The organism is Pelomonas margarita (assembly GCF_043555875.1).
GTDB classification, from domain to species: Bacteria; Pseudomonadota; Gammaproteobacteria; order Burkholderiales; family Burkholderiaceae_C; genus Pelomonas; species Pelomonas margarita.
Genome location: NZ_JBIGHW010000002.1, coordinates 508,736 through 530,619 on the forward strand (window position 1 = coordinate 508,736; position 21,884 = coordinate 530,619).

Below are 21,884 nucleotides of genomic sequence, written 5' to 3' on the forward strand. Positions count from 1 at the left end.
GCGCCCGCCATGACGCGCGCCCGCCTCACCCCCGCCCGCCGCGTGGCGGCCATCGGTCTGCTGGCCCTGCTCACCGCCTGCGGTGGCGGCAGCGACAGCGCCGCGCCCACGCCGCCCAGCCCGCTGACCGTGCCGGCACCACCGACGGCCAGCGGCGACACCACCGTGCAGGCCGCCTACCAGCCCGGCGTGCGCGAGCTCAGCACAGCCAGCGGCAGCCCGCAGCTGCTGCACAGCGACGCGGCCGGCACGCTGCAATTCAGTGCGGCCCCTGGCGCTCAGGTGGGGCAGGTGCTGATCGTGGCGGGGCGCGCCTATCTCGTCACGGCGGTGGACGCCACCGGCACCCAAGTGGGCACGCGCGCGCCCGAACTGGGCGAGGTGTTCGCCAGCCTGCGCATCAAGGCCAGCGTGCAGGACGCCAGCGCGCTGCCAGCCAGCACGCCCGCCGGCATGGCCCGGCCGCTGGCCAGCGCGACGGCCGGCACCAGCTTCTCCGCGGAGCTGGGCTCGCTGGGGCCGGTGGGTATCAGCTACAAGGGTCAGCTCGCGATGAAGCTGAACCTGGACCTGGACTTCACGGCCGCCAGCGGGTTCAAGACCTTCGACCTGACCGGCGACCTCACCTTCACGCAGACGCTGCTGCTACAGCTTCTGACGACGGCAGCCGACGGCAGCACCAGCAAGGGCCTGGAGCTGACGCGCTTTCGCTACGTGATCCCGCAGACGCTGGGCCTGGCTCAGGTGGAGGTGCCGGTGATGCTGCAGGCCCAGGCCAGCGGTGACGCCAAGCTGGAGATGCGGGTCATCGCCGGCGACACGCGCGCCCACGTGGCGCTGCACTACGACCCCGCGACCCGCCAGCTGCAGTCCAGCAACCGCATCGACGCCAGCGGTGCCAGCCAGGCACCCACGGGCACGCCCGCCGCGGCCGTCTCCACCACCAGCCTGGGCCTGCAGCTCAAGGCCGGGCCGGACCTGCAGCTCAAGATTCTGGAGACCGTCGCGCCGTTCAGCGCCAGCCTGCGCGCCAACCTGGGCGTGAGCGCTCAACTCGTCGCCACGGGGCTGCGCAACTGCCTGGGTTGGAAGTCCGAGCTGGGCCTGGAGGTCGGCGCCACGCTCAAGCTGGGCGCGAATGGCGACGCGCAGGCCAGTGCGGCCACCGCGCCGTGGCTGCTGGGCGGTGGCGGCGACCTGTCCGCCTGCCAGACACCGCCGGCCACCGACCCCACGCCGACGCCCACCCCGACGCCAGCGCCCGTGGACGGTCTCTCGCTGCTGCCGCTGCCCGCTGGCGCCGAGCTGCTGAGTGGCTACCAGCTGGTGCTGGCGGTCGATGCCGTGGCTGCCGATGTGCGGCGCGCGTTCAACGTCGACGCCGCGTGCTGGATGCAGCCCTTCTACGGCCTGCAGGCCGAGTTGCTGGAGACCGTGCAGGCCTGTGCGCATACGCTGCAGCCGCAGGTGCGTCGTGCCGATGGCAGCGGGGTGGATGTGTGGTCCAGCGACGACTGGCTGGTCCGCTTTGAGAGCCCGAGCCTGCTGGCCTGTGCGGCCGACCTACAGGACCCGCGGCTAGGCCTGGTGCGCGACGGCGTGGCGCTCACGCATGCCCAGGGCAACTTCGCCAACACCGTCACCTACGCCATCGCGCCCGGCGCCACCCACACCAACCAGTTCAGTGCGGTCTGCCAACTGCAGGTCACCGAACGTGTGACCGGCAAGCGCTACGTGCTGCGCAGCCCGCTGTGGGTGGCGCCGGCTGGGCGCTTGATGCAGGCTGCGGGCTACGGCGTGATCTGGACCTGGTGGGGCAACTGACGCGCCTGGCGCCTGGGGGCGGAATTTCTCGTGAAGCAGGACATCCCTCACTGCATCGGAGATGCCCGCATGTCGATCCGCCCTGCTCCCCTGACCCTGGCCCTGTTGGCCGCGCTGACCCTCGCCGGCTGCGGCAAGCAGGCCGAGGCGCCGCCTGCCGAGCCGGCCGCTGCCCAGCCGCAGCCATCCCGCTACAAGGACGCCGGCAAGTTCGGCTCTGTCAGCGCCTTGGTGCTGGACGGCACGGCGGCCTTGCCGGCGCGCTTCGCCGGCTACCAGCGCCAGGAGGCGACTGAGTGGGTCGAGGGTGAGTACGAGAAGCAACCCGACAGCGCCTTCCACGCCTACCTGGCCCGCTGGAAGACCCAGGCCGCCTCGGTGCCCAAGCCTGACTGGGCCTTGATCTCGAAGATCGTCCACCCCGAGAGCGCCGACGAGACCAACGAGTTCAAGAAGCAGGCGTGGGCCGACAAGACCCGCCAGGAAATGCCTGCCGATCCGGCCTCGCTGCAGATCGTGATGGCCTACCAGGCCGAGTACGTCTCGCTCAGCGGCCCGGACGTTGCGACGGGTGAGTACTACGTCTTCGTCAGGAACGGCGCGCGCCGCATGGGCGTGGGCTTTGACGACGGCAAGTACCGCAGCAACCTGAACTATGTGCCCGACTTCGAGGGCCTGTGCGGCGGCTGCCGCGACCTGCAGTTCACCGTCAAGCTGCCCTTGGAGCGCGCCCGCGAGATCGAGGCGCTGCGCGAGAAGGGCAAGGACATGATGCGTGTCTGGGGCCGCGTGACGGGCCCGAACACGGACTCGATGCCCATCGTTCACCGCCAGGGCGCGAATGCCAAGCTCAACGTGGACATCGAGGCCATCGAGATGGGCTCGCGCCAGGGTGGCGAGTACAAGTCCTACTTCGTCATCGGCCCGGACCAGCTGGCTTCGTGGAAAGCCCGCGGCCGTTGAGGCCATGAAAAAAGCCGCAGCGACCGGGAGGCGCTGCGGCTGATGTTTGGCGCGGGGGAGGCCAGGTTCAAGGACTCTCGTGAGCCTCGTCCGGGCCGGTGTTCTCTGCCCCGCAACGCGATTGAACGCCCATCGCCGGGCACAAAAAAGCCCCCGAGCACGGGGGCTGTGCAGATTCACGTGACTCCGGTCACGTGGGGTGGGGTCAGTTCACGCCCATCTGCTTGTTGATCATCCATTGCTGCGCGATCGACAGGATGTTGTTGGTCAGCCAGTACAGCACCAGGCCGGCCGGGAACACGAAGAACATGACGCCGAAGGCGACGGGCATGATCCACATCATCTTCTGCTGCATGGGGTCGGCGGCCGGCGGGTTCAGCCAGACCTGGAACAGGCTGGACAGCATCATCAGCAGCGGCAGGATGAAGTAGGGGTCACGCACCGACAGGTCGGTGATCCAGAAGATCCACGGCGCCTGGCGCATTTCGACCGTGGACAGCAGCACCCAGTACAGCGCCATGAAGATGGGCATCTGCAGGAAGATGGGCAGGCAGCCGCCGATGGGGTTGATCTTCTCCTCGCGGTAGATCTTCATCATCTCCTGCTGCATCTGCTGCGGGTTGTCCTTGAGGCGCTCCTTCATCTCGTTGATGCGCGGCGCCACGGCCTTCATGCGGGCCATGGACTTGTAGGCGCTGGCGTTCAGGCCGTACAGCGCGATCTTCAGCAGCAGCACGAGGGCGACGATGGTCCAGCCCCAGTTGCCGATGATGCCGTGCAGCTTGTCCAGCAGCCAGAACAGCGGCTCGGCCAGGATGGTCAGCATGCCGTAGTCCTTGACGCGCTCCAGGCCGGGCGCCAGTTCTGCCAGCTTGTTCTCTTCCTGCGGGCCGGCGAACAGCGTGGCCTTCTGCGTCGTGCTGGCGCCGGGCGCCAGCGTGGGCAGCGTGAACACCATGCCGGTGGCGTAGGTGTCGCCGCGCACGCCCGCCTGGCCCGGCAGCTTGCGGATGAAGAATTCGCGGTTGCCGGCCTCGTTCACCAGCCAGGCGCTGGCGAAGTAGTGCTGGATCATCGAGACCCAGCCATCGGCGGCCTGCTTCTCGATGTCGACCTTGTTCTTGTCGACGTCCTCGAAGGTGACGGTCTTGAACTTGGTCTTGTCGTTGTAGACGGCCGGGCCTGTGAAGCTGGGCGTGAACGCTGCGCCGCCGGTGACGGTGGAGCCGTCGCGCACCAGCTGCAGGTAGACCTGCGGCGTGACCGGCGCCGTGCCGGCGTTGACGACTTCGTGGGCGACGCCCACCGTGTAGGCGCCGCGCTTGAACGTGTAGGTCTTGACCAGCTTGACGCCGCCCACCTCGGCCGACTCCAGGCGCAGTTGGACTTCGTCCTGGCCGGCCTTGAGCTCACGCTCGCCAGCCACGGCCGTCATGGGCGTGTTGTGCGTCGGCAGCGGGCCGGAGCCGCCCACCAGGCCGGTCTGGGCGCGGTATTGCTGGGCGGCATTGAACAACACGACCGGTTCGGGCGTGAAAGGCGCCGGGTCCTTCAGGCGCACCATCTGCAGCAGCTGGTCGGTGACCGTGGGGTCGGGCGACGTCAGGTACTTGGGCAGCTCGGCGCGCACGATGTCGCCGCCCAATGTGTCGACGGTGACCGTCAGCACGTCGGTGCGGATGGTGATCTTCTCGGACGGTGCCGCGGCGGGCGCGGTGGTTGCCGGGGCCTGGGCTGCGCCCGCGACGGTGGGCGTCGGCACGCCGCCCGAAGCCGCGCCCTGCGGTGCCGGCGCGGCAGCGCGCGGCGTGGGGCTGAACATCGAGGGCTGTCCGTTGTGCTTCTGCCAGCCGTCCCACAGGAGGACGAGGGACATGACGAACACCATCCAGAGCACGGTGCGGCGAATATCAGTCATGAGGGGGCTCGGAGGAAGACGGCGCGCAGGGCACCGGGGAGATCAATCGGGAAAACAGGCGCGGCGCATTGTCCGGCACGGGGTCGTGGCCGCCGTCGCACCAGGGCTGGCAGCGCAGGATGCGGTGCACCGTCAGGTAGCTGCCGGCCAGTGCGCCATGCTTTTCGAGCGCTGCCAGGGAGTAGCGCGAGCAGGTCGGCTCGAACCGGCAGCTGTTGCCCAGCCAGGGGCTGAGCATCAGCCGATAGCCGCGCACTACGGCCATCAATGCGCGCGCGGGCCAGCTAGGGGTCATGGCGCGCTCTCCGCCTTCAGCACGCGGTCCAGCAGCTGGGCCAGCTCGGCGCGCGCAGCAGCACGCAGCGCGTCAGAGGCGGCGCTGGGAAACTTCTGGCGATCAAACGGAGAACGCAAGCGCACCACCCACAAGCCCGGCGGCATGCCGGGGCGCTCGGCAAATGCGGCGCGAATCTGCCGCTTCAAGAGCTGGCGCGTGACCGATCGCTTTGCATGCCGTTTGGGAACGACCATACCCACCCAGCAGCTTTCAGGCGCCGCAGGCGGGATGGGCTCCACAGGGGTGTGGATAACGAGTGCGTCACCTGTTGATAACTCGGCCTGAGCAGAGCGCAGACGAGCAGCCACCCAGGCGCTGGGCGCCGGGTTGGCAGGCAGGTGGTGCAGCGCGAAGTGCGCGCTGCGCGAGCGGCTCGGACGCGCAAGCACGCGTTCGAAATCCACCGGGCGTTGGATGCGACCGATCATCAGCTGCCCGGCAGTCGACGGCGCGGGCGCGCCGCCATGTGCGACAAGGCCTTAGACGGCCAGGCGCTTGCGGCCCTTGGCGCGGCGAGCGGCGATGACGGCACGGCCGCCACGCGTCTTCATGCGCACGAGGAAGCCGTGGGTGCGGGCGCGGCGGGTCTTGGAGGCTTGGTAAGTACGCTTCATGGGGAACCTCTTTGGAGGAGTTTGTTCGCTCCGGGCACAGCGGTTGGTCCCCGGCAAAAGGAGCGCACGGCAAAGCAGTCGCAGTGCGCGAAAACCCGCGATTACAGCAGATGCCGCCTTGCCGGTCAACAAGCAGCGTGCTGCCAGGCGGGTTTGCCGGGGATTGACCCTGCTGGAAATTCTGTGGATAACCCTGCTTTTGCGAGCGCTCGAGACGTACAATCCGGCTGCTCGAAAACAAGTTTTCCACAATGAGCCTAGAAGAACACAACAGGGCGGATGGGATGCAGGTGTCAGCGAGCATGAACACGGCGGAATGGGCTTCGGACCTCTGGCGGCGCGGTTGTGAGCGCCTGGCCACCGAACTGCCCGAGCAGCAATTCAACACCTGGATCCGCCCCCTGCCGCCTGCCACCGTGGCCGGCGAAGGCGCCGATGCCGCCAGCGCGCTGGTGGCCACGCTGAAGGTGCCCAACCATTTCAAGCGCGACTGGATTCGTCGCCAGTACGCGGCGCGCATCGAGGCCATCCTGACCGAACTCGCCGGCCGCCCGACGCGGCTGGAACTGGCGCTGGCTGCGCGTGACACGGCAGCCCCGATTGCCGTGCCGCCGCCCGGTGCGGCGGCGGCGCCGCAACAGCTGTCCGTGCTGCCGGCTGAGCCCAGCGCGGCGCTGAAGCCCGTGGTGCCGGCGGCGTCATCGATCGTGTTGCCCTCGCAGGCGCCGGCTTCTGCCAAGCACCGCATCAACCCGTCGCTCACGTTCGACACCCTCGTGCCGGGCCGTGCCAACCAGATGGCCCGCACGGCGGCGCTGCACGTGGCCGGCGCGCCGGGCGTGACCTACAACCCGCTGTTCATCTATGGCGGCGTGGGCTTGGGCAAGACCCACTTGATCCACGCCGTCGGCAACGCGCTGCTGAAGGATCGGCCTGATGCCCGCGTGCTGTATCTGCACGCCGAGCAGTTCATCTCGGACGTCGTCAAGAACTACCAGCGCAAGACCTTTGATGAGCTCAAGGCCAAATACCACTCGCTGGACCTGCTGCTGATCGACGACGTGCAGTTCTTCGCCGGCAAGGACCGCACGCAGGAGGAGTTCTTCAACGCCTTCGAGGCGCTGCTGGCCAAGAAGGCGCACATCATCATGACGTCGGACACCTACCCCAAGGGGCTGGTGGACATCGATGAGCGCCTCACCTCCCGCTTCGATGCCGGACTGACGGTGGCCATCGAGCCGCCCGAGCTGGAAATGCGCGTGGCCATCCTGATCAAGAAGGCGATTGCCGAAGGCGCGCCCATGCCGGAAGACGTGGCCTTCTTCGTCGCCAAGAACGTGCGCGCCAACGTGCGCGAGCTGGAGGGCGCGCTGCGCAAGGTGCTGGCCTATGCCAAGTTCTCGCACAAGGAGATCAGCATCAACCTGGCGCGCGAGGCGCTGAAGGACCTGCTGTCCATCCAGAACCGCCAGATCGGTGTGGAGAACATCCAGAAGACGGTGGCCGACTTCTACAAGATCAAGGTCGCCGACATGTACTCCAAGAAGCGCCCGGCCAGCATCGCGCGGCCGCGCCAGATTGCGATGTACCTGGCCAAGGAGCTGACGCAGAAGAGCCTGCCCGAGATCGGCGAGCTTTTCGGCGGGCGTGACCACACCACGGTGCTGCACGCGGTGCGCAAGATTGGCGGCGAGCGCCAGAAGAACACTGAGCTCAACCAGCAGCTGCACGTGCTGGAGCAGACGCTGAAAGGCTGAGTTCAGGGTTGGGCTACGGGTTGTCCCGTAGCTGCCGGCGTTGCCCCCTTGGCCGGGGGCGCACCCTTTCCGGGCGACAATCGCAGCGTCACGCGCGCGCGCGGTTTTGGGGCTTGCCCCAGCTGAAATCTCTCCCCCCAAGAGGCCCTCATGATCGTTTTGAAAGCTCCCCAGGACCAGGTGCTCGGCGCGCTGCAGGCGGTGTCCGGCATCGTCGAGCGGCGTCATACGCTGCCCATCCTGGCCAACGTGCTGATCCGCAAGACCGGCCACCAGGTGGAGCTGACGACGAGCGACCTCGAAATTCAAGTGCGCACGACCGTGCAGTTCGACGGCGATGCCGGCGACCTGAACACCACCGTCGGTGCCCGCAAGCTCATCGACATCCTGCGCGCGCTGCCGAGTGACCAGGCCGTCAGCCTGACGAGCAACCAGAACAAGATGACGCTGCAGGGCGGCAAGAGCCGCTTCACGCTGCAGACGCTGCCGGCCGACGACTTCCCGCTGGTGCAGGAAGCCGCCGACTTCGGCCCCGCGTTCAGCGTGCCGCAGAAGGCGCTGAAGGGCCTGATCAACCAGGTGCACTTCGCGATGGCGGTGCATGACATCCGCTACTACCTGAACGGCATCCTGTTCGTCGCCGAAGGCAAGAACCTGACGCTGGTCGCGACGGACGGCCACCGCCTGGCGCTGGCCCAGGCCGAGCTGGATGTCGACATCCCCAAGCAGGAAGTCATCCTGCCGCGCAAGACCGTGCTGGAACTGCAGCGCCTCTTGAAGGACGGCAAGGACGACGATGCGATCGAGATGCGCTTTGCCGGCAACCAGGCCAAGTTCAGCTTCAACAGCATGGAGTTCGTGACCAAGCTGGTCGAGGGCAAGTTCCCCGACTACAACCGCGTCATCCCCAAGAACCACAAGTTCCGCCTGACGCTGGGCCGCACGACGCTGTTGAGCAGCCTGCAGCGCGCCGCCATCCTGACCAGCGAGAAGTTCAAGGCCGTGCGCCTGACCTTCGAGCCGGGCCTGCTGAGCATCGCGTCCAGCAACGCCGAGCAGGAAGAGGCCAAGGAAGAGATCGAGATCGACTACGGCGGCGACAAGATCGAGACCGGCTTCAACGTCACCTACCTGATGGATGCGCTGGCCAACATGAGCCAGGACATGGTCTGCATCGACCTCAACGACAGCGCGTCGAGTGCGCTGCTGACCATCCCGGACACGACGGGCTTCAAGTACGTCGTGATGCCAATGAGGATCTGACGATCCTCATTGGCACGGTGTGCCTGAATGTGGTGCACCCCCTGCCCCCGCCAAGCGGGGGTTCTAGTTTGAGAGTTGTACCGGCCGCGTTGCGGCCTCTGAGAGTTGCCCCATGAGCGATAGCGTCACCCCCGAAAACACCCCGGCACCGGCCCCCACTCCCGCGCCGGCCGCCTACGACGCCAGCTCCATCCAGATCCTGGAAGGCCTGGAGGCGGTGCGCAAGCGCCCGGGCATGTACATCGGCGACACGTCGGACGGCACCGGCCTGCACCACCTCGTGTTCGAAGTTGTCGACAACTCCATCGACGAGGCGCTGGCCGGCCACTGCGATGACATCGTCGTCACCATCCACACCGACAACTCCATCTCCGTCATCGACAACGGCCGCGGCATCCCGACCGGCGTCAAGATGGACGACAAGCACGAGCCCAAGCGCTCGGCGGCCGAGATCGCGCTGACCGAGCTGCACGCTGGCGGCAAGTTCAACCAGAACAGCTACAAGGTCTCCGGCGGCCTGCACGGCGTGGGTGTGTCCTGCGTGAACGGCCTGTCCAAGTTCCTGCGCCTGACCGTGCGCCAGGGCGGCAAGGTGCATTTCATCGAGTTCGCCAAGGGCATCCCGCAGAACGGCGAAAGCGTCATGGTCGACGGCTTCGAGACCCGTCCCATGAAGATCATCGGCGAGACCGACAAGCGCGGCACCGAAGTCCACTTCCTGCCGGACACGGAAATCTTCCAGCAGAACAACGACTACCACTACGACATCCTCGCCAAGCGCCTGCGCGAGCTCTCGTTCCTGAACAACGGCGTCAAGATCCGCCTGGTCGACGAACGCACGAACAAGGAAGACAACTTCGCCTACGCGGGCGGCGTGAAGGGCTTCGTCGAGTTCATCAACAAGGGCAAGACGACGCTGCACCCGAACATCTTCCACGCGCAGGGCGACAAGACCAGCGACCAGGGTACCAACGTCGGCGTCGAAGTGGCCATGCAGTGGAACGACGGCTTCAACGAGAACGTCCTCTGCTTCACCAACAACATCCCGCAGCGTGACGGCGGCACCCACCTGACCGGCCTGCGCGCCGCGATGACCCGCGTCATCAACAAGTACATCGACGACAACGACCTGGCCAAGAAGGCCAAGGTCGAAGTCGCCGGCGACGACATGCGCGAAGGCCTGGCCTGCGTGGTCTCGGTGAAGGTGCCCGAGCCCAAATTCAGCTCGCAGACCAAGGACAAGCTGGTGTCCAGCGAAGTGCGCGCGCCAGTGGAAGACATCGTCTCCCGCCTGCTGACCGACTACCTGCTGGAGAACCCGCTCGACGCGAAGATGATCTGCAGCAAGATCCTCGACGCCGCCCGCGCCCGCGAAGCCGCGCGCAAGGCCCGCGAGATGACGCGCCGCAAGGGCGTGCTGGACGGCCTGGGCCTGCCCGGCAAGCTCGCCGACTGCCAGGAAAAAGACCCCTCGCTGTGCGAGATCTACATCGTCGAGGGTGACTCCGCCGGCGGCTCCGCCAAGCAGGGCCGCGACCGCAAGTTCCAGGCCATCCTGCCGCTGCGCGGCAAGATCCTGAACGTCGAGAAAGCGCGCTACGAAAAGCTGCTGACGTCCAACGAAATCATCACGCTGATCACCGCCCTGGGCACCGGCATCGGCCGCGGCGCCGGCAGTGACGACTTCAACCCCGACAAGCTCCGCTACCACCGCATCATCATCATGACTGACGCGGACGTGGACGGCGCCCACATCCGCACGCTGCTGCTGACCTTCTTCTACCGCCAGATGCCCGAGCTCGTCGAGCGCGGCCACATCTACATCGCGCAGCCGCCGCTGTACAAGGTCAAGGTCGGCAAGCACGAGCAGTACCTCAAGGACGGCCACGAGTTCGACGCCTTCCTGCTCAAGGTCGCGCTGCAGGACGCGCACCTCGACACCGGCGCCGGCACCACGCTGAGCGGCGACGCGCTCGACACGCTGGCCCGCAAGTACGTCACCGCGCAGAGCGTCATCGAGCGACTGTCCAACTGGATGGACGGCGAAGCCCTGCACGTGCTGGCCAACGGCCTGGCGCTGAAGGTCGACACCCGCGAAGACGCCGAAGCCAGCGCCGTCGCGCTGAAGGGCCGGCTGCACAACGCCGAGGTCACCGTCGAGACCGATCCGCGCACCGACAAGTTCTTCCTGAAGATCGCCCGCACCCACCATGGCAACGTGCGCGCCAGTGTCATCCATGCCGACTTCGTGCACGGCGCCGACTACGAAGTGCTGGCCGACGCCGGCCTGAGCTTCCAAGGGCTGATCAAGCCGGGCGCCATCGTGCGCAAGGGCGAGGGCGAGAAGGCCAAGGAAGCCAAGGTCGACGACTTCCGCGCCGCCATGGCCTGGCTGATGACGCAAGCCGAAGGCAGCGTCGGCCGCCAGCGCTACAAGGGCCTGGGCGAGATGAACCCGGAGCAGCTGTGGGAAACGACGATGGACCCCACGGTCCGCCGCCTGCTGCGCGTGCAGATCGACGATGCCATCGAGGCGGACAAGGTGTTCACGATGCTGATGGGCGACGAAGTGGAGCCCCGTCGGGATTTCATCGAAACGAACGCGCTGCGCGCGGGCAATATCGACGTCTGATCATCATCTTCCTGCTGGGTCGCGCTGAAGGATGGTCTCCGCAAAGCGCCTCTCACATGGCAAAGAGCCCGGCCAGCCGGGCTCTTGCATTTGAGCGATCGGTGCGTCTGTCGCGCGTGGGCAGTGACTGCCGAGGCCGCTCCGTAGCCACTTGGTCCGGCGCCAGAATCACGGCACATTTCGCCCATCGACCGCCCGCACCGCGGCTTCTCCACCGCACCGCCCATGCCCCCTGCCAAGCAACACTATGAACTGCCTCCCGCCTCTTTGAGCCAGGGCGTCAAGGAAGAGCAGATCGAGTACGGCTTCATCGGCAAGCTCCAGAGCCTCAAGTACGAGTACCGCGACGACATTCGCGATCTGGTGGGCCTGGAGCGGAACTTTCGCGAGAAGTTCGAGGCACTGAACCGCGTTCACCTTTCTGACGGCGAGTTCAAGCGGCTGAAGGAAGAAGTCGTCACCCCCGATGTGTTTGCTGCCGCCCGCCGCCTGCGCGAGCGCAACACCTTCACGCGTGACGACGGCACCCCGCTCAACTACACCCTGGTCAACATCAGGGACTGGTGCAAGAACAGCTTTGAAGTGGTCAACCAGCTGCGCGTCAACACCGACTACAGCCACCACCGCTACGACGTTCTCCTGCTCATCAACGGCGTGCCTTGCGTGCAGGTGGAACTGAAGACGCTGGACATCAGCCCGCGCCGGGCGATGGAGCAGATCGTCGATTACAAGAACGACCCGGGCAACGGCTACAGCAGAACCTTGCTGTGCTTCGTGCAGCTGTTCATCGTCAGCAACCGCACCAATACCTGGTACTTCGCCAACAACAACGCGCGGCACTTCGCGTTCAACGCCGACGAACGCTTCCTGCCGATCTACCAGTTCGCCGACGAGGCCAACAAGAAGATCACCCACCTCGACCGCTTTGCCGAGGTCTTTCTTGCCAAATGCACGCTGGGCGAAACGATCAGCCGCTACATGGTGCTGGTGGTCAGCGAGCAGAAGCTGCTGATGATGCGGCCGTACCAGGTGTATGCCGTCAAGGCCATCGTGGACTGCATCCACCAGAACTGTGGCAACGGCTATGTCTGGCACACCACCGGCAGTGGCAAGACGCTCACGTCCTTCAAGGCCTCCACGCTGCTCAAGGACAACCCCGACATCGAGAAATGCCTGTTCGTGGTGGACCGCAAAGACCTGGACCGGCAGACCCGCGAGGAGTTCAACCGCTTCCAGGACGGTTGCGTCGAGGAAAACACCAACACCGGCACGCTGGTGCGGCGCCTGCTGTCCGATGACCGCGCCGACAAGGTCATCGTCACCACCATCCAGAAGCTGGGCCTGGCGCTGATTGATCCCAGCAAGCGCAACAAGCAGCGCAAGAAGAACGAACTGCAGACCTACAAGGAGCAACTGGAGCCCCTGAGCAACAAGCGCATCGTCTTCATCTTCGACGAATGCCACCGTTCGCAGTTCGGTGACAACCACGAGGCCATCAAGAGCTTCTTCCCCAAGGCCCAGCTCTTCGGCTTCACCGGCACGCCCATCTTCGAGAAGAACGCCACGGCCAAGCAGTTCGAGGGCGAAGAGGGGCAGTTCAAGACCACGGCAGACCTGTTCCAGAAGCAGCTGCATGCCTACACCATCACCCACGCGATCGAAGACGCCAATGTGCTGCGCTTCCACGTGGACTACTACCGGCCTGAGGGCAAGAACGCCACCAAGCCCGGCGAAGCCCTGGCCAAGAAGGCCGTGCTCGAGGCCATCCTGGCCAAGCACGACACCGCCACGGCTGGGCGCCGCTTCAATGCCATCCTGGCGACGGCGAGCATCAACGACGCCATCGAGTACTACAGCCTTTTTGGCGACCTGCAACAGGCGCGGGCGCAGGCCGACCCCGCGTTCCTCCCTCTCAACATCGCCTGCGTTTTCTCGCCGCCGGCCGAGGGCAATGCGGATGTGAAGCAGATCCAGGAAGACCTGCCGCAGGAAAAGGCCGACAACGAGGTCGAGCCCGACCAGAAGAAGCAGGCCCTCAAGGCCATCCTGGCCGACTACAACGCCCGCTACGGCACCCACCACAGCATCGGCGAGTTCGACCTCTACTACCAGGACGTGCAAAAGCGCATCAAGGATCAGCAATGGCCCAATGCCGACTTCCCGCATGCCAGGAAGATCGACATCACCATCGTCGTGGACATGCTGCTGACTGGCTTCGACAGCAAGTACCTCAACACGCTGTACGTCGACAAGAACCTGAAGCACCACGGCCTCATCCAGGCCTTCTCGCGCACCAACCGCGTGCTGAATGGCAGCAAGCCCTACGGCAACATCCTCGATTTCCGCCAGCAGCAGGACAACGTCGACGCCGCCATCGCGCTGTTCTCCGGCGAGAAGTCTGACGCCGAGGCCCGCAAGATCTGGCTGGTGGACAAGGCGCCCGTGGTGATCGAAAAGCTGGACGCTGCGGTGCAAAAGCTCGCTGACTTCATGACCTCCCAGGGCCTGCCCTGCGCGCCCGAAGCCGTGCCCCAGCTCCTGGGCGACGACGCCCGCGCGGGCTTCATCAAGGCCTTCAGGGAAGTGCAGCGCCTGAAGACCCAGCTCGACCAGTACACCGACCTTACCTCCGACAACGCCGCCGCCATCGAAGCCATCCTGCCGCGCGAAGACCTGCAAGCCTTCCGCGGCGTCTACCTCGACACGGCCAAGGACCTGAAGGCCCACCAGGCCAAGGGTGGAGAGGGCGCCGACGGCACAGGCTCCAGCGAGGCCGACCAGCTCGACTTCGAGTTCGTGCTGTTCGCCTCTGCCGTCATCGACTACGACTACATCATGGGCCTGATGGCCCGCTACTCGCAGCAGGGCACGGGCAGCCGGCAGACCATGAGCCGCGACCAGCTCATGGGCCTCATCCGAGCCGACGCCAAGTTCATGGACGAGGGCGACGACATCGCCGACTACATCAACACGCTGAAGGCCGGCGAGGGCCTGAGTGAGGCTGCCATTCGCGAGGGCTATGCCCACTTCAAGAAAGAAAAGGACGGCGCCGAGCTGGCCCGCATCGCCGCCACGCACGGCCTGGCCGCCACGGCACTGCAAGCCTTCGTGGACGCCCTGCTGCAGCGCCTCATCCTCGACGGCGACGCGCTGAGCGACCTCATGGCCCCGCTGGACCTCGGCTGGAAGGCTCGCGCGCAGGCCGAGGCCGCGCTGATGACCGACCTGATCCCGCTGCTGGCCAAACGGGCGCAAGGGCGCGAGATCTCGGGGCTGAGCGCCTATGAGTGACCTGCCCGCCAGCCCGCACCCGCCGGCCTTCGCCGACGTGCTGGGCCACATCCAGCAGGCGCGGCAGCGCGTGTTCGCGCAGGCCAACACCGCGCTGATCGACCTCTACTGGCGTGTCGGGCAGACCCTGAGCCACCAGGTGGCCCAGGGCGGCTGGGGCAAGGGTGTGGTGGCCGAGCTGGCCCGCTACATCGCGGCGGCCGACCCATCGATCAAGGGCTTCAGCGACAAGAACCTCTGGCGCATGAAGCAGTTCTACGAGGCCTACCAGGCCGAGGCCGGCGACGCAGAACTCCCGACGCTGTTGAGGGCATTGCCCTGGTCCCACAACCTGGCCATCTTCTCGCGCTGCAAGGCGGCCGACGAGCGCCGCTTCTACCTGGCGCTGGCCGCCCGGGAGCGCTACACCTTCCGCGAGCTGGAGCGGCAGATCAGCGCCAGCACCTTCGAGCGCATCGTGGCGGCGCCGGTAACACTCTCAACAGCGTTGAGAGAACTGCACCCGGCGGCGGGCGGCGTCTTCAAGGACCACTACGTCCTCGAATTCCTGGGCCTGCCCGAGCCCCACAGCGAGGGCGACCTGCAGCGCGCGCTGGTGCGGCACATGAAGGCCTTCGTGCTGGAGCTGGGCCGTGATTTCCTGTTCGTGGGCGAGGAGTTCCGCCTGCAGGTGGGCAGCCAGGACTTCTTCATTGACCTGCTGTTCTTCCACCGCGGCCTGTCGGCGCTGGTGGCCTTCGAGCTGAAGGTGGGGCCCTTCAAGCCCGAGCACATGGGCCAGCTCAACTTCTACCTGGAGGCGCTGGACCGCGACGTGAAGAAACCGCACGAGAACCCCAGCATCGGCGTGCTGCTGTGCCGGGACAAGGATGACGAAGTGGTGGAGTACGCGCTGTCACGCAATCTGTCGCCGGCGCTGGTGGCGCAGTATGAGTTGCAGTTGCCGGACAAGCAGGTGATTGCGGCGAGGTTGCATGAGTTGCTGGCAATGCCGGGGGATGCGGGCAATGAGTAAAGACAAGAAGCTGGTGCCGAAATTGCGGTTTCCGGAGTTTCAGAACGCCGGCAACTGGACGACGGTGAAGCTGGGCGCGATGGTGTCCATCACTTCCGAGAAAGTCGGCAATGCCGCTTGTGTTCCGATGAGCATCACTTCAGGCGTTGGGCTCGTGAGCCAGGAAGAGAAATTTGGCCGCGTGATTGCAGGAGATTCCTACAAGAACTACTTGCGCTTGGAGCCAAATGACTTCGCCTACAACAAAAGCTCCACCAAGGAATATCCTGAGGGCTTCCTGACGCTTTACAGCGGCAGCGAGTTGGCTGCGGTGCCGAATAGCATATTCACTTGCTTTCGTAGCAAATACGACTCTGCCGTGCCGGCATATCTGAATTACCTTTTCCAAGGCAATTTGCATGGAAAGTGGTTGCGGAACTTCATCCAGGTGGGCGCTCGCGCGCACGGTTCGCTGAGCATCAACGATGCTGACCTGATGAAGCTGCCCGTACCGCTGCCGACGGGTGAATCGTCGAACATCGAGCAACGAAAAATCGCCGACTGCCTGAGTTCATTGGACGAAGTGATCGGCGCGCAAGCACGCAAAGTGAAAGCGCTGGAGGTACACAAGAACGGACTGATGCAGCGGCTTTTCCCCTGCGAAGGAGAAAATCTGCCGCGTTTGCGATTTCCCCGCTTCCGGGATAGGGCGGAATGGCGAGCAACCAAAATCGGCAAGTTGGTTGATGAAGGGTTGCTTTACCCGCCTAGAGACGGGAATCACGGAAGCATTCACCCGAAATCATCTGACTACGTACCGGAAGGGATTCCCTTCATCATGGCCAGCGATCTGAAGGACGGGAAGGTCGACATCGAAGGCTGTCACTTTATTGAAGAGGAACTGGCTGATCGTCTGAAAAAGGGATTTGCAAAAGAAGGTGATGTTCTCCTGTCGCACAAAGGAACGGTCGGTTCAGTGGCAGTTGTTCCGGCGATCCCCGTGCCCTATTTAATGCTTACGCCGCAGGTGACCTATTTCCGGGTCAGAAACAAAGAAAAGCTCTCCAATGCGTTCCTGGCACATCTATTCTGTGCTCCGGTATTTCAGAAGAACTTACTCAAAGCTAGCGGGGGCGGAACACGCGCGTACATCGGCATCATTGAGCAGGCAAATTTGCAAGTGACACTGCCGAGTGATATCGACGAACAACAGTGCATCGCCAATTCGCTTGGGTGCCTCAACGATCAAATAGCCGCCCAACGGGAACAACTTGATGCACTTCGGCGGCACAAGGACGGCCTGATGCAGCGGTTGTTTCCTTTGACATCGGCTCTCGACGCATGAGCACCCCGCCCAAAGTCCACCGCTTCACCGACATGCGCCGGCTCGTCCAGCGCCTGCGTGACGACCTGAACGGCGGCGGGCAGGACTTCGTGCTGCTCTATGCCTACAACGGCACCGGCAAGACGCGGCTGTCGATGGCGTTCAAGGACGCGGGCAAGAAGAAGACGAAGCGCCCGTTCCGTGCCGGTGACCGCGCGGGCCAGCCGCTCGTCATCGACGAGACGGTGGGCGACACGCTGTACTTCAACGCCTTTACCGAAGACCTGTTCTCCTGGGACAACGACCTGGAGAAGGACAGCGAGCGGCGGCTGCACATCAACACCGACTCGACCTTCTTCAAGGGCCTGAAGGAACTGGCGCTGGACGAGCGCATCGGCCACTACCTGGCGCGCTATGCGGACTTCCTGTTCGACATCGACTACGACCGCTGGACGGTGAGCTTCCGCAAGGGCGAGGCTCAGCACATCAAGGTGTCGCGCGGGGAGGAGAACATCTTCATCTGGTGCGTGTTCATGGCCATCTGCGAGCGCGTCATCGACGGGGCCGAGTCCTACCAGTGGGTGAAGCACCTCTACATCGACGACCCCATCACCTCGCTGGACGACAACAACGCGATTGCCGTGGCGAGCGACCTGGCCAAGCTGCTGCGCCGGGCCAAGGGCAGGACGCGGCCCGAAGCCGCGGCGCCGGCCGGGCCGGGCGATGCCGACCACCCGCCGCGCCAGGTGCCCGCGCCCATCAAGGCGGTGGTGTCGACCCACCATGCGCTGTTCTTCAACGTGGTGTGCAACGAGCTGAAGAAGGATGCGCACAAGCGCTACTTCCTGCACCGGCCGGAGCGCGGCGACGCCTACACGCTGCGAGCCACCGACGACACGCCGTTCTTCCACCATGTGTCCATGCTGGCCGAGGTCAAGCAGGCCGCGGACGCCGGCAGGCTCTACACCTATCACTTCAACATGCTGCGCAGCATCCTGGAGAAGACGGCGACCTTCTTTGGCAACGACGATTTCTCGGCCTGCATCCACGGCCTGGACGATGAAGACCTGTTCGCCCGCGCGCTGAACCTGCTCAGCCACGGCAAGTACGACATCTACCAGCCCGCCGAGATGGTGGAGGACAACAAGCGCCTGTTCCGGCAGATCCTCGATGCCTTCCTCGGCCGCTACCAGTTCACCCTGCCGGACATCTTCGGCAAGACGCCCACCATGGCCACCGCCCAGTCATGACCGACGACGACATCGAACTCATCCACTCCCCGCTGACGCAAACGTACAGCGCCGAGGGGCACACGCTCAGCATCGAGATCTACCGGGGGGCTGGCGAAGCGTGGATTCTGGAAGTTGTGGACGAACTGGGCACGGCCACCGTCTGGGACGAGCATTTCGAGACCGACGCCGCTGCGCTGGCGGCGGCTTTCGAGGCCTTCGAGGAAGAGGGTGTCCACCACTTCGTGACCCACGCCCAGCAGGAGGCCGAGGCCGCCGAGCCGGAGCTGTTGCACCGGCTGGCACAGGCCGGGCAGCCGGCCGTTTTGCCGAGCGGCGCGGAACTGATGATGACGCCGCTGTCGGACGACGAGCTGGGCGAGCTGGACGCTTTCCTGCTGGATTCAGACACCGACGAAGGCATGAGGCTGGACATGCTGGATGGCTTTCTGCATGCGCTGGCGATCGGGCCGGAAACGGTGATGCCCAGCCGCTGGCTGCCGCTGGTTTGGAGGCGTGCCGATGGCGCCATGCTGCCCGTTGTGGAAAGCCTGGACGAGGCCAACCACCTGATCGGCCTCGTGATGCGCCACTTCAACAGCATCGTGCGCGGCTTTGAGCAGCGCCCGCCGATGGTGGAGCCCTGCTGGGGGACGACTCAGTACGGCGACTTGGGTGAGTACGAGGATGCGGAGGCCTGGGCCTACGGCTTCGACGAGGGCGTCAAGCTCAGCCGGCCGGCCTGGCAGCCGTTGCTGGACGACGCCGAGGCCAGCCGCTGGTACCGGCCCATCGGCCTGCTGGGCGCCGACGAGTTTTCTGACGACCAGGATGCGCTGACCCGCACGCCCGAACAGCGCGAGGCTCTGGCGGCGCAGATCGAGGAGAGCCTGCTGCGCCTGCATGCGTTCTGGCTGCCGTTGCGGCAGGCCGTGGCCGAGCGTGAGCAGGCGCGGCGGCTGAGCGGCAAGGTGGGCCGCAACGAGCCCTGCCCCTGCGGCAGTGGCAAGAAGTTCAAGAAGTGCTGCGGCGCACCGTCCGAGCTGCACTGATTCACGGATCAACGATTCCCCATGACCGAAGAAAAACAGAAGCAGCTGGGCAAGACCCTCTGGGCCATCGCCGACCAACTGCGCGGCGCGATGGACGCGGATGACTTCCGCGACTACATGCTGGCCTTCCTGTTCCTGCGCTACCTGTCCGACAACTACGAGGCCGCGGCGAAGAAGGAGCTGGGAAGCGACTACCCCGACATCGCGGGTGACGTGCTGCGTGAAACCGGCGCGAGCACGCCACTGCAGGTCTGGTACGAAGAGAACCTGAGTGACGTGCCGGCCTTCGAGAAGCAGATGCGCCGCAAGGCGCACTACGTCATCAAGCCCCAATTCCTGTGGAGCAACATCGCCCAGATGGCCCGCACGCACGACGGCGAATTGCTGGGCGTGCTGCAGGACGGCTTTCGCCACATCGAGACCGAGTCGTTCGAAAGCACGTTTGCGGGCCTGTTCTCGGAGATCGACCTCAGCTCGACGAAGCTGGGCAAGGGCTATACCGAGCGCAATGCCAAGCTGTGCACCATCATCCAGAAGATTGCCGAAGGGCTGGCGGCGTTCTCGACCGACGTGGACACGCTGGGCGATGCGTACGAGTACCTGATCGGCCAGTTCGCGGCGGGCTCGGGCAAGAAGGCGGGCGAGTTCTACACGCCGCAGCAGGCCTCGGATGTTCTGTCGGCCATCGTCACGCTGGACAGCCAGGAGCCCAGGACCGGCGTCAAGCAGCGGCTGGACAGCGTGATGGACTTCGCCTGCGGCTCCGGCTCATTGCTGCTGAACGTGCGCCATCGCATGAAGGCCGCGGGCGGCACCATTGGCAGGATCTACGGGCAGGAAAAGAACATCACCACCTACAACCTCGCGCGCATGAACATGCTGCTGCACGGGGTGAAGGACACCGAGTTCGAGATCTTCCACGGCGACACGCTGACCAACGACTGGGAGATGCTGCGCGAGCTGAACCCGGCCAAAAAGCCGGCGTTCGACGCCATCGTGGCCAACCCGCCGTTCAGCTACCGCTGGGAGCCGACCGAGGCGCTGGCGGACGACGTGCGCTTCAAGAACCACGGTCTGGCGCCCAAGTCGGCGGCGGACTTCGCCTTCCTGCTGCATGGCTTCCACTTCCTGAAGCCCGAAGGCGTGATGGCCATCATCCTGCCGCACGGCGTGCTGTTCCGTGGCGGGGCAGAGGAGCGCATCCGCACCAAGCTGCTGAAGGACGGGCACATCGACACGGTGATCGGCTTGCCGTCCAACCTGTTCTATTCCACCGGCATCCCGGTGTGCATCCTGGTGCTGAAGAAATGCAAGAAGCCGGATGACGTGCTGTTCATCAATGCCGCCGAAAATTTCGTCAAGGACAAGCGGCAGAACCGGCTCACCGAAGAGCACATTGCCAAGATCGTCCGCACCTATCAGTTCCGGGAAGAAGAACCCAGGTATGCCCGGCGCGTGCCGATGGACGAGATCGAGAAGAACGACTTCAACCTGAACATCTCACGCTACGTGAGCACGGCGCAGGCCGAAAAGGAAGTCGATCTGCAGGCCGTGCATGACGAACTCGTCGAACTAGACAAGCAGATCAAGCGCGCCAAACAAAAGCACAACGAGTTCCTCAAGGAACTCGGGTTGCCTCTGCTGCCTTGAGTGGCCGGCCCCATTGACTTCGATGTCAGCGGAATGCCTGCTGGTGTTCTCGGCAGTACTGCAGGCCACCGAAACGCCTCGTGTTGCTCCAGCAGAACTTGCCTTCTGCGTAGCTGATCTTGGCATCGCAACTGGCGCAGATGAGCCGCTTGGCAGGCTCCGCGGCCGGCGCCTGTTCAGGGGCAGCCGCAGCGCGCGACGTTTGTTGCCCAGCGACCGCCCCCGAGTTGGCCAATGCTGATCCGCCAGCACGCGGTTGCATGAAGTCTGGCAGCGCCAGCAAGTCCGCCGGTTGGTGCTCTCGCACCAACAACTCCGCCCATTCCTTCAGCGTGTCCCGGCCGCGCACGTTGAGGATGCTGGCCAACGCGGTGAGGGTTGACGGGCTATCCAGCCAGCGATCACGCCATTGAGCGAACTGGTCGGCCTTGATGACGTTGCTGGTGTCCATCCGCTTCGCATCGGGCCGCTGGATGATGGCCTTGGGGTGAAACATCACCAGATGGTGGAACTTGGGCTGCGTGCCCAGCCTGCCGGTGATGCCCAGGCGATCCAACAGCTTTGCCAGCACGCGCGCATGCCGTTCACTTTGTGCCAATGGCGATGCCACGCCAAAACGCTTGCCGCTGTTGTAGCGCACCGTGAACTCGCCTACATCGTTGATCTCGACATCGCCGGCGTAGCACTTGGTTTCCACCAGGATGAAGTCCAGCAACCGGTTGAAGACCAAGTGGTCAATCTGTGCAACCTCGCCGTCTACGACAAAGCGCAGGTCGTGCAGCACTGCCGTGTTGGCACCGTCGCGCATCAGGCTGTCGATGTGGAACGCTGCGTCACGCTCGCCGTCGAGGCCCTGCTTGACCCGCCAGAGCTCATCCTTGAGTCGATTCTTCTGGCGTGCGTCCAGCACGGGCGATGCGTGCAGGTCTTCCAGCAAGCGAAGTCGTTTGGTCTTGTCGTCAGCTTTCTTGAACAGCATGTTGCCTCCCTCGCTAACGACTTTACAGGCCGGCGGCGGGGCAACTTTCGCTTGGCG

General features: G+C 64.9%; 16 protein-coding genes. 11 read left to right on the plus strand and 5 right to left on the minus strand.

Annotated features, from left to right (window positions below; genetic code table 11):
- The first annotated feature begins 9 nt into the window (after positions 1–9).
- Positions 10–1,824 carry a hypothetical protein gene (locus tag ACG0Z3_RS05865; protein ID WP_394396198.1) on the plus strand — a complete coding sequence of 605 codons (1,815 nt, stop codon included), beginning with the start codon at positions 10–12 and terminating at the stop codon, positions 1,822–1,824.
- A gap of 69 nt (positions 1,825–1,893) precedes the next feature.
- Positions 1,894–2,787 (plus strand): hypothetical protein, encoded by an 894-nt coding sequence (locus ACG0Z3_RS05870; protein ID WP_394396200.1) that lies wholly within the window; start codon positions 1,894–1,896, stop codon positions 2,785–2,787.
- A 205-nt stretch (positions 2,788–2,992) separates the two neighbouring features.
- Here ACG0Z3_RS05870 and yidC read toward each other — a convergent pair whose 3' ends face one another.
- From yidC to rpmH, 4 genes are read right to left on the minus strand one after another with little or no spacing between them, the layout of a single operon-like run.
- Entirely contained in the window at positions 2,993–4,705 is a 1,713-nt protein-coding gene (gene yidC, locus ACG0Z3_RS05875; protein ID WP_394396201.1) for a membrane protein insertase YidC, read from the minus strand.
- Complete coding sequence (yidD, locus tag ACG0Z3_RS05880) at positions 4,698–5,000, minus strand: membrane protein insertion efficiency factor YidD (protein ID WP_268167461.1); 303 nt, start codon at positions 4,998–5,000, stop codon at positions 4,698–4,700. The genes yidC and yidD overlap by 8 nt, the downstream gene beginning before the upstream one ends.
- Positions 4,997–5,470, minus strand: a complete 474-nt coding sequence (locus tag ACG0Z3_RS05885) for a ribonuclease P protein component (RefSeq protein WP_394396203.1) — start codon at positions 5,468–5,470, stop codon at positions 4,997–4,999. Before ACG0Z3_RS05885 ends, yidD begins: the two co-directional genes overlap by 4 nt.
- 51 nt (positions 5,471–5,521) lie before the next feature.
- A complete protein-coding gene (rpmH, locus tag ACG0Z3_RS05890) occupies positions 5,522–5,656 on the minus strand; it encodes a 50S ribosomal protein L34 (protein WP_054021782.1) in 135 nt (44 codons plus the stop codon).
- A 302-nt stretch (positions 5,657–5,958) separates the two neighbouring features.
- Between rpmH and dnaA the strand changes: the two genes are divergently transcribed.
- The 9 genes from dnaA (at position 5,959) to ACG0Z3_RS05935 (ending at position 20,848) form a co-directional block, all read left to right on the plus strand.
- Positions 5,959–7,413, plus strand: a complete 1,455-nt coding sequence (dnaA, locus tag ACG0Z3_RS05895; protein ID WP_394396205.1) for a chromosomal replication initiator protein DnaA — start codon at positions 5,959–5,961, stop codon at positions 7,411–7,413.
- 150 nt (positions 7,414–7,563) lie between these two features.
- Complete coding sequence (dnaN, locus tag ACG0Z3_RS05900) at positions 7,564–8,676, plus strand: DNA polymerase III subunit beta (protein WP_394396206.1); 1,113 nt, start codon at positions 7,564–7,566, stop codon at positions 8,674–8,676.
- A 112-nt stretch (positions 8,677–8,788) separates the two neighbouring features.
- The gene (gyrB, locus tag ACG0Z3_RS05905; RefSeq protein ID WP_394396207.1) at positions 8,789–11,308 is read left to right on the plus strand and encodes a DNA topoisomerase (ATP-hydrolyzing) subunit B; all 2,520 of its coding nucleotides are present in this window, start codon (positions 8,789–8,791) and stop codon (positions 11,306–11,308) included.
- A 225-nt stretch (positions 11,309–11,533) separates the two neighbouring features.
- The gene (locus ACG0Z3_RS05910) at positions 11,534–14,599 is read left to right on the plus strand and encodes a type I restriction endonuclease subunit R (protein WP_394396210.1); all 3,066 of its coding nucleotides are present in this window, start codon (positions 11,534–11,536) and stop codon (positions 14,597–14,599) included.
- Positions 14,592–15,614, plus strand: coding sequence for a PDDEXK nuclease domain-containing protein (locus ACG0Z3_RS05915; RefSeq protein ID WP_394396211.1), 1,023 nt, complete (start codon positions 14,592–14,594; stop codon positions 15,612–15,614). Before ACG0Z3_RS05910 ends, ACG0Z3_RS05915 begins: the two co-directional genes overlap by 8 nt.
- Complete coding sequence (locus tag ACG0Z3_RS05920) at positions 15,607–16,938, plus strand: restriction endonuclease subunit S (protein WP_394396213.1); 1,332 nt, start codon at positions 15,607–15,609, stop codon at positions 16,936–16,938. Before ACG0Z3_RS05915 ends, ACG0Z3_RS05920 begins: the two co-directional genes overlap by 8 nt.
- Positions 16,935–18,167 carry an AAA family ATPase gene (locus tag ACG0Z3_RS05925; RefSeq protein ID WP_394396214.1) on the plus strand — a complete coding sequence of 411 codons (1,233 nt, stop codon included), beginning with the start codon at positions 16,935–16,937 and terminating at the stop codon, positions 18,165–18,167. The genes ACG0Z3_RS05920 and ACG0Z3_RS05925 overlap by 4 nt, the downstream gene beginning before the upstream one ends.
- Positions 18,164–19,198, plus strand: coding sequence for a UPF0149 family protein (locus tag ACG0Z3_RS05930; RefSeq protein WP_394396216.1), 1,035 nt, complete (start codon positions 18,164–18,166; stop codon positions 19,196–19,198). The genes ACG0Z3_RS05925 and ACG0Z3_RS05930 overlap by 4 nt, the downstream gene beginning before the upstream one ends.
- 21 nt (positions 19,199–19,219) lie before the next feature.
- Positions 19,220–20,848 carry a type I restriction-modification system subunit M gene (locus tag ACG0Z3_RS05935; RefSeq protein WP_394396217.1) on the plus strand — a complete coding sequence of 543 codons (1,629 nt, stop codon included), beginning with the start codon at positions 19,220–19,222 and terminating at the stop codon, positions 20,846–20,848.
- A gap of 25 nt (positions 20,849–20,873) precedes the next feature.
- On the opposite strand, the gene ACG0Z3_RS05940 is transcribed toward ACG0Z3_RS05935, so the two are convergent.
- The gene (locus tag ACG0Z3_RS05940; RefSeq protein WP_394396219.1) at positions 20,874–21,785 is read right to left on the minus strand and encodes a nuclease-related domain-containing protein; all 912 of its coding nucleotides are present in this window, start codon (positions 21,783–21,785) and stop codon (positions 20,874–20,876) included.
- Between the last annotated feature and the right edge of the window lie 99 nt (positions 21,786–21,884).

Coding starts and splice junctions, on each gene's coding strand:
- ACG0Z3_RS05865 (WP_394396198.1), top strand. CDS start 10: ATGACGCGCGCCCGCCTCACCCCCGCCCGCCGCGTGGCGGCCATCGGT.
- ACG0Z3_RS05870 (WP_394396200.1), top strand. CDS start 1,894: ATGTCGATCCGCCCTGCTCCCCTGACCCTGGCCCTGTTGGCCGCGCTG.
- yidC (WP_394396201.1), bottom strand. CDS start 4,705: ATGACTGATATTCGCCGCACCGTGCTCTGGATGGTGTTCGTCATGTCC.
- yidD (WP_268167461.1), bottom strand. CDS start 5,000: ATGACCCCTAGCTGGCCCGCGCGCGCATTGATGGCCGTAGTGCGCGGC.
- ACG0Z3_RS05885 (WP_394396203.1), bottom strand. CDS start 5,470: ATGATCGGTCGCATCCAACGCCCGGTGGATTTCGAACGCGTGCTTGCG.
- rpmH (WP_054021782.1), bottom strand. CDS start 5,656: ATGAAGCGTACTTACCAAGCCTCCAAGACCCGCCGCGCCCGCACCCAC.
- dnaA (WP_394396205.1), top strand. CDS start 5,959: ATGAACACGGCGGAATGGGCTTCGGACCTCTGGCGGCGCGGTTGTGAG.
- dnaN (WP_394396206.1), top strand. CDS start 7,564: ATGATCGTTTTGAAAGCTCCCCAGGACCAGGTGCTCGGCGCGCTGCAG.
- gyrB (WP_394396207.1), top strand. CDS start 8,789: ATGAGCGATAGCGTCACCCCCGAAAACACCCCGGCACCGGCCCCCACT.
- ACG0Z3_RS05910 (WP_394396210.1), top strand. CDS start 11,534: ATGCCCCCTGCCAAGCAACACTATGAACTGCCTCCCGCCTCTTTGAGC.
- ACG0Z3_RS05915 (WP_394396211.1), top strand. CDS start 14,592: ATGAGTGACCTGCCCGCCAGCCCGCACCCGCCGGCCTTCGCCGACGTG.
- ACG0Z3_RS05920 (WP_394396213.1), top strand. CDS start 15,607: ATGAGTAAAGACAAGAAGCTGGTGCCGAAATTGCGGTTTCCGGAGTTT.
- ACG0Z3_RS05925 (WP_394396214.1), top strand. CDS start 16,935: ATGAGCACCCCGCCCAAAGTCCACCGCTTCACCGACATGCGCCGGCTC.
- ACG0Z3_RS05930 (WP_394396216.1), top strand. CDS start 18,164: ATGACCGACGACGACATCGAACTCATCCACTCCCCGCTGACGCAAACG.
- ACG0Z3_RS05935 (WP_394396217.1), top strand. CDS start 19,220: ATGACCGAAGAAAAACAGAAGCAGCTGGGCAAGACCCTCTGGGCCATC.